Raw genomic sequence first — 16,513 nt, forward strand, 5'->3', positions numbered from 1 at the left:
GGACCGGGACGTGGCTCGCGGCGAGCAGCGCGACGGAGTGGGCAGGCTCGGCGGCCGGCGCGTGGGCGGCGGGCGGCAGCGGCGTGAGGCGGGAGGCGTCGAGCAGCGGCGTCATGTCGGCGCGGGCCTGCGGCAGCAGGTCGTCGACGGTGGTAACCGCGGCGGCGGTGAGGTCGGGGTAGTCGGTGGTGGTCACCCGCTCACCTCCAGCGGCAGGGCACTCGGCCGGGGTAGCGGTGCGGGCCGGACGGTGCCGGCGGTGAGGTCGGCGAGCAGGCGCAGCACGTCGGGGCGACGGTCGCGGGCCAGCGGGAAGGCCGCGCGCACGGCCGGGACGGCGTCGAGGTCGAGGGTGAAGCGCAGCGTCTCCCCCGCCCGGTGCGCGGGTGCCTGCGCGACTATCTCGCCGTTCGGGGCGATGACGCACGAGAGGCCGAAGTAGTCGACGGTCACGCCGTTGAGGGTTTCCGGCCCGGCGCGGTTGGCGGCGACGATCCACATCTGCGATTCGAGGGCGCGGGTCTGCAGCTCGGCGAGGAACAGGTCTTCGCGGGTGCCGAGGGACGAGACGATCGCGAGCATCACCTCGGCGCCCAATGCGCGGGCGACGGCCCAGTATTCGGGGAAGGTGCGGTCGTAGCAGATCACGCAGCCGAAGCGGGTGCCGAACAGGTCGGCGGTGGCCGGGGCCTGGCCGGGCGCGAAGTGGTACTTTTCGTCGATGTCGACGTCGCCGACCTTGCTTGCCGGCAGCGAGAGTTTCCGGTAGGCGGGCACTGCGCCGCCGTCGGGGGTGCGCCAGGTGACGACCTCACCCGCGGGGTCGACGAGCACGACGGAGTTGTGGGTGACGTCGTGCGCGGTGCGCTCGTACAGCCCGAAGGCGATGGCGCAGCCGAGTTCGCGGGCGAGGTCGCCGAACAGCGTGGTGGCCTCGCCGGGGACGGTCTGCGCCCAGGGGGTGCGGTCCACGTCGTGGCTGGTGCAGAAGTAGGGGGTGGTGATCAGTTCGGGCAGCACCACCAGGTCGGGGACGGCGCCGGTCGCGTCGGGTGCGGCGGCGGTGCGGACGAGGGCGGCGAGCCGGGCCAGGTTGCCGAGGAGGTCCTCGGTGAGTTCGCCGGCCTGGACGATCGCGACGTCGAGGGTGCGCGGATGCAAGAGGGAACCTCCGGGTGTGGGGTGGCGGGTGGGGGCGCGGCTCGGTGCACGCGCCCCCACCCGCCGCTCGGGGTCAGGCGGCTTCGGCCTGAACGGTGGTGCGGCTCTTCATCAGTGGCTGGATGCGGGTGCCGAAGTTCTCGATGCCCTCGACGAAGTCGTCGAAGGTGAGCATGATGCCCTTGATGCCCTCGATCTCGGCGACCTCGTCGAGCATCTTCGCGACGGTCTCGTACGAGCCGACGAGGGTGCCCATGTTGAAGTTCACCGCGCCCTCGGGCAGGGAGATGGTCTTGGCGGTCGAGACGTCGTCGGCGGTGGCGTCGGCGGCGGACTGGTCGGCCATGTAGCCGAGGGCGGCGAGGTCGGCGTTGTCGTGGTAGTCCTGCCACTTCGCCTGTGCCGCTTCGTCGGTCTCGTCGGCGATGATCATGAACAGAGTCAGGGCGCCGACGTCGCGGCCCGTCTTGTTCGCCGCCTCGACGAGGGTGGCGGTGGCGTCGGAGATCGCGGTGGGCGTGTTGATGCCCGTGCCCATGATGAAGTTGTAGTCAGCCATCTCGGAGGCGAACTTCATGCCGCTCTTGGACTGTCCGGCCGCGACGATCGGCACGGCGCCGCCGGTGGGGCTCGGCGAGAGGACGCACTCATCCATCGTGTAGTGCTCGCCCTTGAAGTTGCTGACGCCGTCGGCCCACAGCTGCCGCATGACGGTCACGTATTCGGTGGCCTGCTGGTAGCGGTAGCCGAAGTACTCCTCGCCCGGCCACAGGCCCATCTGCGTGTATTCGTTGGGCGCCCAACCGGTCACGATGTTGACGCCGAAGCGGCCGGGGGCGATCGAGTCGATGGTCGACGCCATGCGGGCGACCATGGCCGGCGGGAGGGTGAGGATCGGGGTGGAGGCGAACAGCTTGATCTTCTCGGTGACGGCCGCGAGGCCGGCCATGAGGGTGAACGACTCGAGGTTGTGATCCCAGAACTCGGTCTCGCCGCCGAAGCCCTTGAGCTTGATCATCGACAGGGCGAAGTCGAGGCCGTGCTTCTCGGCCTTCTGCACGATCGTCTTGTTGAGCTCGAACGACGGCATGTACTGCGGGGCGCTCTTGGAGATGAGCCAGCCGTTGTTGCCGATGGGGATGAAGACGCCGATTTCCATGTCGCTCCTGAAGCTGCGGGGATTCGAAGAAGCGGTGGGGCAACACTGCCCTGCTCGCTATGACTTCGAATGTATGCAGGAGTTATTGCCGGATCGGAGCCCGTGGGTAACGGACTTGTTGCCCCGGTTAACGATCTTTGACGCGCTCCGCACGTCCCACTTGGCCGATGGGGGCCGCACTCCCCCGCTGCACCCATTCCACAGCGAAGTTCCGGTGCACCGGCGCGCCCGCCGCGCCGTCGATCCGCGCGAGCAGCAGTTCGGCGGCGGCTGAGGCCATGTCCTCGAGGGGCTGGCGCACCGTCGTCAGGTCGAACATCGACCAGCCCGACGCGTCGAGGTCGTTGTAGCCGACGATCGACACGTCGTCGGGCACGAGCAGGCCCAGGCGTTTGGTGGCGTCGAGGGTGCCGTAGGCCATGTAGTCCGTCGCGCAGAACACCGCCGTCGGCCGGTCCGGCCGGCTCAGCAGCTCCATGCCGCCCTCGTAGCCGGTCTTCGCGTCCACCGCGCCGCGGTGAACGAGCGTCTCGTCCAGCGGATGGCCGAGCTTGTCGAGCCCCTCCCGGAAGCCGCTCTCGCGCAACTTCACGCTCGGGTTCTCCAAAGGGCCGGAGATCAGCCCGATGCGCCGGTGCCCCATCTCGATCAGGTGGTCGGCGACGAGCCGGCCCCCGCCCACGTTGTCCGACGTCACCCGGTCCACCCGGCCGGCCTGGCTACCGTCGACGTCGCGGTTGAGGATCACCAGCGGGATCTTCCAGTCGATCATCTCCGACACGATCGGCGAATCCAGCCGCGCCGAGATGAATACGACCCCGTCCACCAGCCCGCCGCGCAGCGCCAGGATGTCCTTCTCCAGCGACCCCTCGGTCCGGTCGCTCATCAGAAGCACCCGGTAGTCGTGCTGTGCGAACCGGTCCTGCAGCGTGTTCACCAGCGTCGGATACGACGGATTCCGCAGGTCACCACTGACCACCGCGATCGACGACGACCGCCGCGTGATCAGGCTCCGGGCCGTGATGTGCGGGACGTAGCCCATCTCCTTCGCCAGGGCCTGAATGCGCTCGCGGGTCTCCTCGATGACGCGCGGGTCGCCCCGGAGGGCGCGGGACACCGTCGACTGCGACACGCCCGCGGCGCGTGCGACGTCGTAGCTGGTGACCGACTTGTTGCCCACGCACGGATTCTAGGTGCGCACCGTCCCTCCCGGCGCTCAGGCTTGCACCCGTCGGCGACGGCTTGGACCCATTGCAGTACGCCGTAGGGGGTGCAAGGTAGCCACTACGGGTGCAAAGCCGCCACGAGCCACTCAACATCCACTCCGGTGGACGACGCGGGTCGACAGCTGACCACGCAGAGGGCGACGGCTGCGACCTTCGACAGTCTCGACCCCCCCGACGTCGCTGGTCGGGGTGCAACTGCCACGGCGCCCAACGGTAACCCCGCGACTCCTTAGCTGATGACCGAATCGTTTGTCACCGCAGAATTCAGGAGGGCGTGGAGGTCACCCTCGTACCACCTACAGAACAATGGAGAATATCGCCGCCCAAGTATCCCGTACGCACGCTGCAGCCATTCCTGGACGGCGCTGCGGGACAGTGATACCTCAGTCTTGAACCGGTCCCAAAATCGCGCCCTGATCAGCGCTATCGCGATACGCTCGCTACGCAGATCACTGCAATTTCGGCCGCTTCCGTGGAGGTGCCGTGGTATGACGAACGAGGCACATAGCGCAGCCCCGGGGTGGTATCCGAGCCCTGACGGCGGCATGCGCTACTGGGACGGCAGCCGATGGTTGGATCTTCCCGCACCCCAGCAGCCGAACGCCGGACCACCACGCTGGAAGTCCCTGATAAGGAAGCCGATCGCGTGGAGCATCGCGGCCCTCCTCGCGGTTGTGGCGGTCGCGGGCATCGCCTGGAAGGTATCCCACGATGCCGAGATCGAGGCACAGGTTGCTGCCGCCGAGGCTGCGGCGTCGGCGGCAGCACAAAGGGAAGCCGATCGGATCGCGGCCGAGAAGGCAGAGCAGGAACGACGCGCAGAAGCAGAGCGTTCCATCCGAAGAGTGGGGGTCACTCAGATCGAAGCAAGTATCAAGCAGATGGCCGAGAAGCACGCTAATTCGTCGATCATCGATGGACCGATCCTCTCCGTATCGTGTTCGCCGGTCGGAGGTGGCTCCATAGATGATCTCACTGAGCTGACAACGATATTCGAGTGCTTCGCGGCAACGAAAGACAACGGCGATGGCACGATGAGCGGCTACAAATACAACGCGACCATGAACTGGAGCACGGGAAGTTTCACGTATGGGTTCGGGGCCCCCTGATCGCCACGCCGCTCCGGATGTCGGTGCATATTCATTCCACGGAGAACAGGGCCCCCAGAGTTGCCATCACCGTATCGGAGATCATGAGCGGAATTTTGCATCCGTCGGCGTTCGGGTTCGCCGGGCATCCCTTCGCCACGAATTCGTCGTGCTGCGTGTGAACATGCTGGAGCATTTCGCTCAAGCTCTCGTGATATGACGCATCCACGCTTCGCATCGCGGATCGCTCGAAGAATTCGATATACGCGCGCCGCTCATACATGCAAGCGACCGGATCCACATCCTCGCGACATGATGTCGAAGTCATCTGCTCGAACTGTTCCGCCATCGACGCCGCCTGACGTGTGGTTCGAGGGGCAGGCGGAGCCGTCGTCGCGCGCGCGGCGGAAGTGGAAGCAGTCGTCGACCCGGGAAGGCCCGCCGCCCGATCCGGGGCCGGGTCACCACCGGTCGACGATCCGCATGCTCCGAGCACGACCACAGCCACCGAGACGACAACCGCGATGAGAATCCTCATCGTCGAATTGTCCCACTGTCCCCAACGGCTCAATGTACAGATCGAAGCGAAAACTACTGCAATGTCCAGCGTTTCCGATCCCTTCGAGCTGATACCGAAATGAGCCCATCGCCTTCAATAGCAATGCGATGCCGCGAATTCTGCAATAACCAGCTCATGGCCCCAGCAGTCATCCGATCTTGGTCCACGTTCCGCAGCCACTGGACTTGAAAGCTACGTCCGACGAACTGATGGTCACCACCGACGCCCCTGACACGTTGTCGTTGGTGATGATGTCGTCGAACTCGCCGGAAGTACCAGAAAGTCGCTCCCAATAGCAGTTCGACCCGCCGGCGGTCCGATACGTCCCGGCGTTGATGTCGCGCCCGACGAGGTGCATGCCGTTGCCAAATGTGGATTTGGCTGCGTCGGCCTCCCTCGGCAGCAACGCTGCCTCGCGCTTGTCGAGTTCCGCCGAACGAGAGTCTGCCGCCGCGTGCGCGTTGTCGGCGGCGCGCTGCGCGGTTGAGGCGGCCGCCGCCTGCTTCTTCGCGTCGTCGAGAGCTGCGGCGGCCTCCGCCTGTTCGGTCGCGAGTTGGGCGCGCTGATCGGAGACCGCCGCAGCGACGGAGGTGTCAATCATCGCCTGGTTCTCCTCGTCGGAGGGCGTACCGGCGACACCGATCCCTACGCCCATGGCGAGGGCGGCGACGATGCCGACGATCCACGGCCAGCGCCGCGGCTTCCGAACCGGGCCGGGCTCTGACTCCGGCTCCGGCGCATACGGCGCGGCGGGCACAGACATGTTCTCGGTCATCGACAACGTCCTCGAAGGTGTGGCGGACCACCCCGACGCGGCACCGCAGTTGATTGAACGATGAAATTGATAGCAGGTGTACCCGACAAACGTCGCGTTCGGCGCGAACCTGGAATTTCATACAAACTGCACGTCCGAGCTTCTGGCGTGCCACCGCTGTACAAGCTCCCCCGATTGGTAATCTCAGCGACTGAAGCACGCGACCCGAGTTCGGCCGCGGGGGACGCAAGCGGCAGGGGGGTGACGTGGCACAAGGCGATGACCGGTGGGTCGAGGTCTCGAAGTCGGCGTTTGCTCACGAAGCCGACGGTTTGGCGATGCTCCGCTACGTCGTTCCGAAGGCCTCCCCCTACCGCGCGTGGACGAACTTCGAGTTCATGGACAATCATGGCCAGTGGCACGAGATCGACGCTCTCGTGCTGGGCCGGCGGCGCCTGCACCTGGTTGAACTCAAGCACTACACCGGCTTGCTGCAGGGCACCGAGACGAGCTGGGTGCGCACAACCCTCGGCGGCAAGACCCGCACGCAACGCTCTCCGCTGCTCATCACCCGCCGCAAGGCGCAGCGGCTGGCGACGCGTATCGAGGAGGAGGCCCGCAAGGTCGCCCAGCAAGCGGGCCTGAACGTGGAGAAGGTGCGCCGCGCGCTGCCCTTCGTGCAGGAATCGGTGTTCCTGCACGGTTCACCGTTCAAGGTCGAGATGCCCGATCTGGCGAAGTCAGGGCTGTTCGGTCCGGACGGATTCGAGGACGAGACCGGCCTGCCTGGAATCTCCACCCGGCTGCTCGAGCCCCCTACCGAGACCAAGCGGGTCGACGAGGACCTGTCTGTCATCATCGCCCTCGCGCTCAAGAACCTCGGCATCGCCCGCCGCACCGAACGTGACGCCGGATCGTGGACGATCACCGGCACTCCCCTGGCCAGTGGCGACGACTGGCAGGAATGGGCCGCCACGCACAAGGGCACCGACGAACGAGGCCGCGCCCGCGTCGTCTCGTTCCACCGCGGTACCCCGGTGCAGGCGCGGGCAGCGTCGCACCGACGCATGCAACGGGAGTTCTCGCTGCTGTCCTCGCTGCGGCACGACGCGATCGTCGCCCCCGCGACCTGGTGCAGGACGACGACGGCAACACTGTCATTGTCTACCCGGACATCCCCGACTACGAGCCGCTGGACCTTGCGCTGGCAACCCGCACCCTCACCGCCGAGCAGCAGCTGCGGATCCTCACCCAGATCGCCGAGGCCGTCGCCTACGCGCATCGCAACCACGTCGCGCATCGCGGCCTCGGTCCGAGCACCGTGCTCGTCCATACCGACGCGCTCGATCGGGGCGATCTGGCTGTCGCCGACATTCGCTCCGGACTGACCGCCCTACGGGCCGCGGGTTCAGGGCCACTTCCCGCGGTGGACTCCGGTGCGCTGCGGGGACTGAAGTTCTCGGCGGCGTTGCCGGAGCAGTTGGCCAAGCAAACCCTCGCGGCGCGGATTGTCGATCGGCTCGGCGCCGTAACCGCTCTCGCAAACACAGTTCTCGTGCGCGGCAGTTCCTAGCAGGAAGTGCCGATCGCGCACGTCTCACACCGACATTCCGACCCAGAGAAAGATCCGCCGATGGTTTCCCCGATGCCGACCCACGAGAAGCACCCTGCGTTGCTGTCCGACATCGATCGCGGGCTGATCAAGATCCCTCAGTTCCAGCGCGAGTTTGTGTGGACACTACAGAATTCCGCCAATCTTCTCGACAGCATCGTCAAGGGATTCCCCGTCGGTACCTTCATCTTCTGGAATACTCGCGAGCGACTGCGCACCGTCCGCAACATCGGGGCGGCCACCCTACCCGATGCGCCCGACGGTGTCGAAGTCGCCTTCGTTCTCGACGGTCAGCAGAGATTGACCAGCCTTTATGCGGCGCTGAAGGGTTCGAAGATCGCGAGGCCGTCCGGTGCAATCGACGACTTCTCGCAGATCTTCCTCGATCTCGGCGCCAGCGAACACGATCAGATCGTCATTACGGACATATCCGAACTCGCTCCGGGATCGTGGATCAGCCTGCACGACCTGTTGCACGGCGGCACGAAGGTGGCACGGACCTACGCCGACGAGTACCTCGACAACATCGACGAGTACCGGCGCCGCCTCGATTCCTACGACTTCCCCATCGTAAAGGTCTCGGATGTCGAGATCGATGTTGCCACTGAAATCTTCACGCGCATCAATGTCGGCGGCAAGTCGCTGACAACCTTCGAGATCATGGCCGCGAAAACGTACGACGAAACCCGCGACTTCGACCTGACAGCACGGTTCGACGACCTTGTCACCCGATTCGAAGCGGTGGAATACGACACCGTCTCGGATGCAATTCTGCTTCAACTCGTTTCTATGATTCTCGACGGCGAGTGCACCAAGAAGTCGATCCTTCGGCTCGCGAAGAACGATTTCATCGACTGCTGGCCGCGCGCCGTCGACGCCCTCGAATCCGCGGTTGAATACTTCCGCGGCACATACCGGATCCCTGCCTCGAAGCTCCTGCCCTTCAACGCGCTGCTCGTACCGTTTGCCTACTTCTTCTACCACCATCCAGGGAAGCCGAATCCGCAGCAGCGCAGGCTTCTCGAAGACTTCTTCTGGCGCTGCTCGCTGGGTGGCCGCTATTCGACGTCCGCCGATTCCCGGCTCGGTCAGGACAAGCACCGGATCGATCGCATCCTGGCCGACGAATCGCCCGAATACGACTGGGCCGTGAACATCAGCCCCGACTTCCTGATTCGAAACGGCGTGTTCGTCACCAGTCGGGCGTTCGTCAAGGCGATCCTGTGTCTGTACGCGTACCAAGAACCGAAATCGTTCGAGGACAACGCCAAGGTCCACATCGGCAACGCGTGGCTCAAAGCCGCGAACAGCAAGAACTACCACCACTTCTTCCCCCGCTCATACTTGAAGAAGAAGGGCTACACCGATCGTCAGGCCAACAATGTCCTGAACATCACGATCGTCGACGATTACCTCAACAAGAGGCAGATTGGAGCAGACGCTCCGTCGAAATACCTGAAGCGATTCTCGGCAGCAAACCCAGATATCGACCGGGCGATGGAATCCCACTTGATCGGTGGAATACGACGGCTCAAGATCGTCTGGTCCGATGACTATGACGCCTTCCTCAGGAACCGTGCGGAACGCGTGAGCGCGGAACTGTCGAAGAGAATCATCGATCGGCCAGTTGATCGAGACGGGCAGGTCCCCCGCGAGGACGACCTGGACGAGGGCTCGCCGGAACGCATCATCTAATGGGACTCGGCCGACCCGTCGATCTTGACCGAGCAACCTGATCCGACGGGTCTGCGACGCACCCTGACGCAAGGCGCAGCGGCACTGCCGCGAGGACGACCGCCCTCGCGGCTCCTCAACCGAGTCGATCGCTCAACTCCCGGTAGTCGGGCACCGCCGGCCGATTGAGTTCCCCAGGTTGGCAAGGCCATTGATGGCGCCGCCCGATCGGTGGCTGACTATAGTCGCCACCGGTCGAGCGGCGTGTCATGACCGACCGTGCACTGGGGTTCGTTACCCAGACCACGGGTCAACCACGGGTCATCCGACCGAGCCGGCACCGGCGCGCGTTCCCGGGAGCGACAAGACCCGGCATAGACTTCGAGATCCGCCGAGCTGCTCACTCGACGCATTCGTCACGCCATCCCGCAAGCGGTGAGCCCTCCACCGGCGTCGATGGCCACAACCGACTCGTCAAGACGATCGAGCGGACAGCATGCGGATTCCGGATGCCGGGTGAACACCCCTCGTCGGATCCACTTTCACTGCACCCAGACCTGTTGTATTCAAGTCCCGATCAAATGACAGATTCCACACTGCTGGGCAATAGGCGCTCAGCCGACCGAGCGGAACTGCCCATAGCTCAACTCGAGCAACCGTCGGTCTGGTCGCTCCTCGCGAGACGTTGGGAGCACCATGAGTCGTTCGCCGTGCCGTTCCTTGAGACCGTGTTCGAGCATCGGCCCGTCAACTTCCTCGAGTAGATCTTGTCGGATCTCCACTACAAAATCCGGCGTGATTCCGAGGATCCGCGCATCGTAGGCCGCGTGATGGATCTTGCACAGTGCGAGCCCGTTGCTGACAGACGCAATTCCTTCCTCGTGGGAGTCGGGCATGATATGCGCCGCGTCAAGCAGCTCACCGTGCCCCAGAGCGCATACCGCACAATGGGTTTCGTACGCCCGCATGACCGTCGCCCGAAAGACCGGTTGGTGCAGGCGCCGTTTGGTCTCTGCCAGCACGTACCGTCGGAGGTGCGCTTCAGCCTTTGAATCGACATGGTGTAAGTCCCGGGCAAACTCGGTGGCAACAACGAATTGGTGCAGCGCAGGTTCCTCCGCCACGAGGTAGACCGGAAAGACTGGTTGAAACAGACCCGGCCCGACGCCGAAGAACCAAATCAACGGAGCCTGTTGATCCATGGCGGCTCGCAGACCACGATTGTCCATGTGGTCTGGATTCTCGCCCGTCCATTTGTAGCGGAGAAGTCCGTCCGGTCCCACCGCATCTTCATAAGGGCGCTTCTCCCCTTTTCGACGATACACCGTGCTGATCGACAGGGCAGACGCCAGCTGGCGCGGCTTGCGGATGCCGCGCTGCGGGTCCATCAGCCGGAACATGGATCCGTCGATCTCGAAGTCGAGCAATTCCGCCTTGGAGATCGGATAGAGGCCGTCGTGGGTTCGGACAGCCAGGAACCTCATCGCCTCGCGTCGGAGCCGGGTATCGAAGTCTTCGACGCCATCACGAATTGTCGCTGCGTCTGACACTGTCCTCCTTCATGCACACGAATTGATCAAACACGTTCCGTCCCCGCTCCGGTTCGAGGAGACTCAGCAGGGGTTGGGTTCACCGATCTTGACCACCGAAAGCACCGCGTCCCCTTCACCGACCGGCTCACCCACGCTCGGGGTCTGCCCGACCACGATCCAGTTCGAATCCAGCACCTGATTTCGACCCCGGCCGGTGGCGTCGACGCTGCGCGAATAGAACACACCGAGCTCCTGAATCAGGTTCTGTGCGTCCTGGAGATTCATGCAGACGACCGGCGGCATGGGCACAGTCGTCACGACCGGCTGCGCCGGCACGGTGCTGGTGGCAGCGGCAATCGGGGCCGGAGGAATGGTCGATGCAGGCGCAGGCGTGGAGGTCGTCGACGACGGCAAGACCGGTCGAGTGGTGGAGGACGTGGCGGGCTTCGCCGAAGTCGACGTGACGGTGGGGGCGGCCGATGGCTCCGACTCCTCCTCGGCTCCACATCCGGACAGCAGTGTCACGGCGCTGGCGGTCGCCAGGAGCACCCCGACGTTCCGCAAGTGCCTCTCGGCACCCACCCGACCTGTCCTACGCAGACGCGAAGCGGTACTCAGCATGCAGTGTCTCCTTCATAGCGCTGGCCGGTAGACGCGGTGACTACCGCGCTCCCCACTAGGAATAGAAAGTTCTTTGGACACAAGGGAATCGGACACGCATTTGCCTTCGTTACAGGCCCTGCGCAGGACTCTCCGATTCCTGGTCTCAAGCCCACACCCCACGCTGCGCCAGCACCCACCGCACCGGATCGAGGCACCGGAAGGGGAAGATCCCGCTGTGGTGCAGTCGGTCTCCGACCGGTGACTCTCCGAGCGCCGACACGGCGAAGAACCGGCTGTGCAGTGAGGCACCGGTGTGCGGCTGGTCCACGGCCATCACCATCGAGCGGGCTTCGAGTTTGTCGAGGAGGCTGCGGACTTCCTCGTGCAGCAGTCTGCCATCGGCTTCGTTGTAGGGCGCGTACTGCAGGCTCGGGTCACGGGAGAACGCGGCGCCGCGCTGTGACATGATCTCGCTCCAGTCGCTGCCGTCGACATGCTCGAGGGCCTGCAGGGCGTCGAACTTGGAGAGGACGACCGCAAGATTCGGTGTGCTGTCGCCGATGATGGACAACACGGTCCGCAGCACCGAGCGGGGGTCGCCGCCGACGCGTTCCTGAGCCGGGACCAGGTCGTGGAGCTGCTGCCGGACGGATTCGACCTTGAGCGGATCGAACATGAACACGACGCCGTCGGCCTGCGCGAAGAAGCGCAGGTGCGCGGCGTGCGCGTTGTCCGGGTTCTCGAGGTCCTCCCCTGCCACGTCTCGCAGCACCAGGTACTGTCGAATGCCGTTCCACAGGCCGAGGCTGAAGATCAGCGGCTCCCGCTGGTACGGGTTGCTCGTATGGGCGGCGGGGGTGGATTCGAGGATGCCGCGTTCCTCGTACAACGGCCTCTCGTAGAGCTCGCGGTAGGCCTGTTCGGTCTCGGAGGTCGCGGGCTCGACCACACAGTTGAGCCGCTCGCCGAGCAACTGCAGGGTCTTGACGAGGACGGCGATGTACACGGTCTTGCCGGTGGCGCGGGCGCCGGCCATCGCAACACAGGTGGCCTGGGCGCCACGCCACCCGGTCGGCAGCCGATAGTGGCACGCCGGGCACACCTCGGCGACCGGGCCGCCGGCCTTGTCCTCGGCGTCGCTCACCGGCGGCGCCCAGTCATCCCCGGACCCCGAGGGCCGCTGGAGCTCGACGACCTTGCCGGACCGCACGGGGCTGCCGTGGAAGACCGTTGCGACGTCGTCGACCTCGATCTCGTCCGGCGCGGTCGGGGTCCAGGCGTAGCGGTCCGACGGGAGCACCGTGAAACAATGTGGGCATTTGGTCATCGCCGCGCACCTTCCGATTCCGTTGTCGCCGACAGTCCTGCCACGAGCGACGTCACCGTTGCGAACAATTTCTCCGGGCTGGAGAGCCAGTCGGAATCCGTGCCTGCCGTTTCGCCGGTGGGCGGCACGGCGGTGCCCAGGCCCGCCGCAGCATCCGAGGTGTCTGCACACAGGATCACGGGCCGCCGTCGCACACCCGGCACACCCGTGCCGGTGTGATCGGCGGGTAGTGCGTCGGTCACGGTGAATACCAGCGTGGGGGTGTTGTAACTCGACCGGTCGATCTCCGCGGAGCGGAACCCCACTCCCAGTGGCGCGGCGTCCAGTTGCGCCTGGACCTGGTCGGCGACGTGCCGCAGCTCGACGACGGGCAGCGACCTGGAGGATCGGCCGATCAGATTGACCTGCAATTCTTCTCGGATTCCGATCACCGCCGTGATACCGGTGAGTACGTCCACCGCCGCGCGAACACTGCCGTCCTCGATGAGCGGCAGCATCGACATCGTCGTATCGATATCCACCTCGACGCGCAGCCGGCGCGCCTCGGGCAGCCGGTCCGCGCCGAGGGCGCCGCGTGCCGCGGACCGCGCGCGGGCGCCGAGATCGCTGAGCGGGACGTCGACCACCGTCTTGCGGGCCGTGACTGCGAGACGCTCCCCCGCGGGGGCGATCGTCGCAAGCTCGACGTGGTGAAGACCCGACACGTCCAGCGGTGTCAGCTCGGCCCGATCCGGGTCGGCGCTGCGGCTACTGTCCACCCCGATGGTGGCCTGCAGCACGGTTCCCTGGGGAAACACCACTGCGCCGCCCCCGGGGCGAGCGGCCACGACGATCTCGTGGGTGACTCGGGGCAGCACAAGGAAGCCGGGCTTCGGGTAGAGCGCGGACGCCTCCGGGGCGCCGTCAGGCGTCATCGCCTGCACCTGAACCGTCACGGTGGTCGCATCGACCGTCACGGCCAGCGGCTGGTGCGGCAGGTCTACCACCCCTGCCCCGTCGAGCACATATCCGGGCATCAGTCTCGTCCTCCCCGTATCCACGCACTGCACATCTGCACTGTCCTCACACCCGCCTCGGCGTCGCCCGGCCCGGCGACGATCGATCCGCGTCAGCTCGGCGCTCGTCGAGCCAACTCCGGACGAACCCGGCGTACATGTCGCACGCGTAGGCGACGTCGCGGTGTCCCCGCAGGTGCAGTTCCTCGCGGATCGCGTCCATCAGACCGTGCACCCCCAGGGGGCCGCAGTAGTCCGGCCGTTTCATCACCTTCGACGCCACCTCGTCCAGGAGGGAAGATCGCACCCCACGGGAACCGACCTCGAACCGTGCCAGAACGTCGCGCTGGTCCAGCACGGACCGCACCCGCGGCGCCGACGGAGAAGTGAACACAGCGTGTGCCATCAGCCAATAGACATCGAGCGCACCGGACCCCACCAAGGAGGCCAGCGCATCGACGACGAACCGTGCGTCCTCGTCCACCGCTCGGACGAGCGCCTCCCGGTGCCGGACCGGAAGGTCCGGGAAATGGCGGCCCGTTTCGGGTAAGGCCTGCGCCCGCAACGCCACAGTGAAGATCGCGAGCCGGGCGAGCAGATCCGTGGGAAGGTCCGCTTCGTAGCCTTCCGCGTAGTCCTCCAGGACGGGTAACACATGCACGTCGAGTGCGCGGCGCAGTGCCGGGCCGCTGATCGCAGCCCAGCGTTCCTCGTTCCGGATCAGCGCCCACGACACCGCGAGGCCGTCCAGGTACGGATCGGCCGCCCACCTCGACGCTTCCTCGCGAGCGCCGGGTTCGGCCAGATGGCGGACGAGCGTCTCGAGCTCCGGTCCCCACGGTTCGCGGACGACCACGTCCTGCAGAAAACGGGGCGCAACGGTCTCGGGAAACTCGCCGACGAGTCGGCACCATTGCTCCGCCGTCCAGCCGTGCCCGGCGACCAGCGCCGGAACATCGCTCGGCGCCCAGCCGCCCTCCCGCGCTTCGTGGAGTGCCCTCCACAACGCGACCGGCACCAGCTCGCTCCGTATTCGTGCTCGATCGAATTCTTGTTCCGTGAGGGCGAAGACGCCGTCGGCGATCAGCACACACTCGGGCTCGGCGATGCGCTGCGGGTCGGAGGCGAGCTCGTCGAGGTCTGGTACGTCCAACAGTCCGTCGACGAGCCATTCGAGTACGGGAGGCGCAAGCCGGGAGCCGAGCGGGCGCCCGGCGAACACGGGATGGGCGGCCAGTGCGGGCTGCAGAAATCTCACGCGCGTCGATGCGCAGACCGGCCCGACCTCCGCGACGAACGCGGCTCCGTCGACCCGATCGCACAGGGTCGGGATCACCGCCCGCTCGAGCACCTCGAAGGCCACGTCCACGCCGCGATCAGGGAGGAGGTCGGCGCGCACGAGCAGGTCGATCGTCTTGAGGGCGTCGAACGCGACGTCGCGCAGATTCCCGCCGCCTCGTGCGCGCAAGCGCAGATCGCCGAGTATCGCGTCGGCCTCGGCCTGCAGGTCCTCGGTTCGCGTGCACGACTCGAAGACAGCGAATTGCTCGGGTCTCGCCCGACGTACCCAGTGGCCGTCACCGAGCGCGCGGAAGGCGAACACGGTGCCGGCGAGCTGCCGGACCGCGGGCGTGACGGCGTTGTCAACCTGCCAGCGGGCGAGTGTTTCCTCCGCCTGCTGTGTGGTCGCACCCAGTCGCTCGTCCACGATTCCGACGATCACGTGCGCGAGATCGGGTGCGGTGGCGGCCTCCATCGGGGACTCCGCGAGTACGACCGAGGCGGCCTCGTCCAGTGCGTCGTGCAGGCCGGGGTCGGCGACGACGGCCATCGCCAGCGGCCACGCCTCGGTCAGGTCGCGATCACCCACACCGGCCGCGATCGCGTCCTGATGCGCGAGCGCTCGATGCGCGGTCTCGACGTCGAGCAGAACCGTCTGCGCGAGCACCGACCAGTGCGTCACCGGAACGAGATCGCCGTTCACGACGGAGTGCGGCTCGCCGTCGAGCTCCCCCAGTTCGGGAGTCTCGTTCTCGCCGAAGACGGTGCAGCCGGGACTGTCTCCGGGCAGGTCCGAAAGCGGAACGGTCACCAGGTTCGCGCCGCGTGCCACGGCGTCGTCGACGGAGTGCAGACGGTCGAAAGTGGACCATCCGAAACGACGGGCGGTGCCCGGCGACATGAAGTGCGAGACGGCCCCGATCCAGAGTGCGGCGGTGTCGGGATCCTCGCATCCGAGCACCACCGCCGGGCCGCCGCGCAGGGACCGCGCCACCGCGTCCAGGAGGACGCTGAAGACACCGATCCGCCAGGTTCCCGGATCGAGCAGGAATCCGAGTGCGGCGTCGCGATCGACGATCCCCCCGGGTCCGGGTGCCGTGGCCGGCAAGGCTGCCTCGGCGACCTCGTCGGCGCCGTACGGGACCAGCCAGTCCGTGGACCGCCAGCGCTCGATCGGACGCACCCCGTCGCCGGGCTCCGCACCGCGATCGAGCACGGCGTGGGCGAAGACATTCCCGGGGCGGCCGGAGGCGTCCGAGCCGGCGGGCACGGTGTGCCAATAGCATCCGGCCGCGTCACGGATGTGGGCGTACATGAGCCGCCGCGGCCGCCGGGCGATGTCCTCGACGGTCGGGAATCGGGGCATCGGCTGCGGGGATTCGAATCGGGATACGACTCCCGCGCGGAGCAGTTCCTGTTCGTCGGCGTCGAGGTCGCCGGCCATCTCCTTGACCTGCCAGCCGCCGCCGGATCCGGTGCCGGGCCGGTCGAACGAGGTATAGCTGAGCTGACCGAACCGTGGCGATTCGGTCTCGTCCATCC

Annotated in this window: 13 protein-coding genes and 1 pseudogene; 3 read left to right on the top strand and 11 right to left on the bottom strand. The window is 66.2% G+C overall.

Translation table 11 applies throughout. The features are described 5' to 3' along the window. The 4 genes and pseudogenes from G6038_RS23675 to G6038_RS23690 form a co-directional block, all read right to left on the bottom strand. A pseudogene (locus tag G6038_RS23675) lies at positions 1–196 on the bottom strand (amidase); the annotation flags it as partial. Further along, positions 193–1,161: a carbon-nitrogen hydrolase family protein gene (locus tag G6038_RS23680; protein ID WP_165040295.1), complete on the bottom strand. Its 969-nt coding sequence runs from the start codon at positions 1,159–1,161 to the stop codon at positions 193–195. The gene G6038_RS23680 and the pseudogene G6038_RS23675, both read right to left, overlap by 4 nt. 73 nt (positions 1,162–1,234) lie before the next feature. Then, complete coding sequence (rutA, locus tag G6038_RS23685) at positions 1,235–2,320, bottom strand: pyrimidine utilization protein A (protein ID WP_048772989.1); 1,086 nt, start codon at positions 2,318–2,320, stop codon at positions 1,235–1,237. Between the two features lie 127 nt (positions 2,321–2,447). Then, complete coding sequence (locus G6038_RS23690) at positions 2,448–3,500, bottom strand: LacI family DNA-binding transcriptional regulator (RefSeq protein WP_165040297.1); 1,053 nt, start codon at positions 3,498–3,500, stop codon at positions 2,448–2,450. A gap of 534 nt (positions 3,501–4,034) precedes the next feature. Between G6038_RS23690 and G6038_RS23695 the strand changes: the two genes are divergently transcribed. Next, on the top strand, positions 4,035–4,655 hold the full coding sequence (locus G6038_RS23695; RefSeq protein WP_165040299.1) for a DUF2510 domain-containing protein: 621 nt from the start codon (positions 4,035–4,037) through the stop codon (positions 4,653–4,655). A gap of 31 nt (positions 4,656–4,686) precedes the next feature. On the opposite strand, the gene G6038_RS23700 is transcribed toward G6038_RS23695, so the two are convergent. Both G6038_RS23700 and G6038_RS23705 read right to left on the bottom strand, forming a co-directional pair. Next, positions 4,687–5,172 carry a hypothetical protein gene (locus G6038_RS23700; protein ID WP_165040301.1) on the bottom strand — a complete coding sequence of 162 codons (486 nt, stop codon included), beginning with the start codon at positions 5,170–5,172 and terminating at the stop codon, positions 4,687–4,689. Positions 5,173–5,341: 169 nt separating this feature from the next. Beyond that, on the bottom strand, positions 5,342–5,968 hold the full coding sequence (locus tag G6038_RS23705; RefSeq protein WP_165040303.1) for a hypothetical protein: 627 nt from the start codon (positions 5,966–5,968) through the stop codon (positions 5,342–5,344). Positions 5,969–6,213: 245 nt separating this feature from the next. Between G6038_RS23705 and G6038_RS23710 the strand changes: the two genes are divergently transcribed. Together G6038_RS23710 and G6038_RS23715 are read left to right on the top strand one after the other, a co-directional pair. Beyond that, positions 6,214–7,335: an NERD domain-containing protein gene (locus G6038_RS23710; protein WP_346772900.1), complete on the top strand. Its 1,122-nt coding sequence runs from the start codon at positions 6,214–6,216 to the stop codon at positions 7,333–7,335. A gap of 257 nt (positions 7,336–7,592) precedes the next feature. Further along, positions 7,593–9,254, top strand: a complete 1,662-nt coding sequence (locus G6038_RS23715) for a DUF262 domain-containing protein (RefSeq protein WP_206025519.1) — start codon at positions 7,593–7,595, stop codon at positions 9,252–9,254. 593 nt (positions 9,255–9,847) lie between these two features. Here G6038_RS23715 and G6038_RS23720 read toward each other — a convergent pair. The 5 genes from G6038_RS23720 to G6038_RS23740 all read right to left on the bottom strand — a co-directional run bounded on the left by G6038_RS23720 (position 9,848) and on the right by G6038_RS23740 (position 16,511). After that, positions 9,848–10,783 carry an HNH endonuclease gene (locus G6038_RS23720; protein ID WP_346772901.1) on the bottom strand — a complete coding sequence of 312 codons (936 nt, stop codon included), beginning with the start codon at positions 10,781–10,783 and terminating at the stop codon, positions 9,848–9,850. Between the two features lie 63 nt (positions 10,784–10,846). Beyond that, positions 10,847–11,290, bottom strand: coding sequence for a PASTA domain-containing protein (locus G6038_RS31575; RefSeq protein ID WP_165040305.1), 444 nt, complete (start codon positions 11,288–11,290; stop codon positions 10,847–10,849). Positions 11,291–11,531: 241 nt separating this feature from the next. Continuing rightward, a complete protein-coding gene (locus tag G6038_RS23730) occupies positions 11,532–12,695 on the bottom strand; it encodes a hypothetical protein (protein ID WP_165040307.1) in 1,164 nt (387 codons plus the stop codon). Next, positions 12,692–13,711, bottom strand: coding sequence for a hypothetical protein (locus G6038_RS23735; RefSeq protein ID WP_165040309.1), 1,020 nt, complete (start codon positions 13,709–13,711; stop codon positions 12,692–12,694). Before G6038_RS23735 ends, G6038_RS23730 begins: the two co-directional genes overlap by 4 nt. Before the next feature lie 46 nt (positions 13,712–13,757). After that, positions 13,758–16,511, bottom strand: coding sequence for a hypothetical protein (locus G6038_RS23740; RefSeq protein ID WP_240918695.1), 2,754 nt, complete (start codon positions 16,509–16,511; stop codon positions 13,758–13,760). Positions 16,512–16,513 lie beyond the last annotated feature (2 nt).

The organism is Rhodococcus sp. 14C212 (assembly GCF_011058195.1).
Taxonomy (GTDB): domain Bacteria; phylum Actinomycetota; class Actinomycetes; order Mycobacteriales; family Mycobacteriaceae; genus Rhodococcus; species Rhodococcus aetherivorans.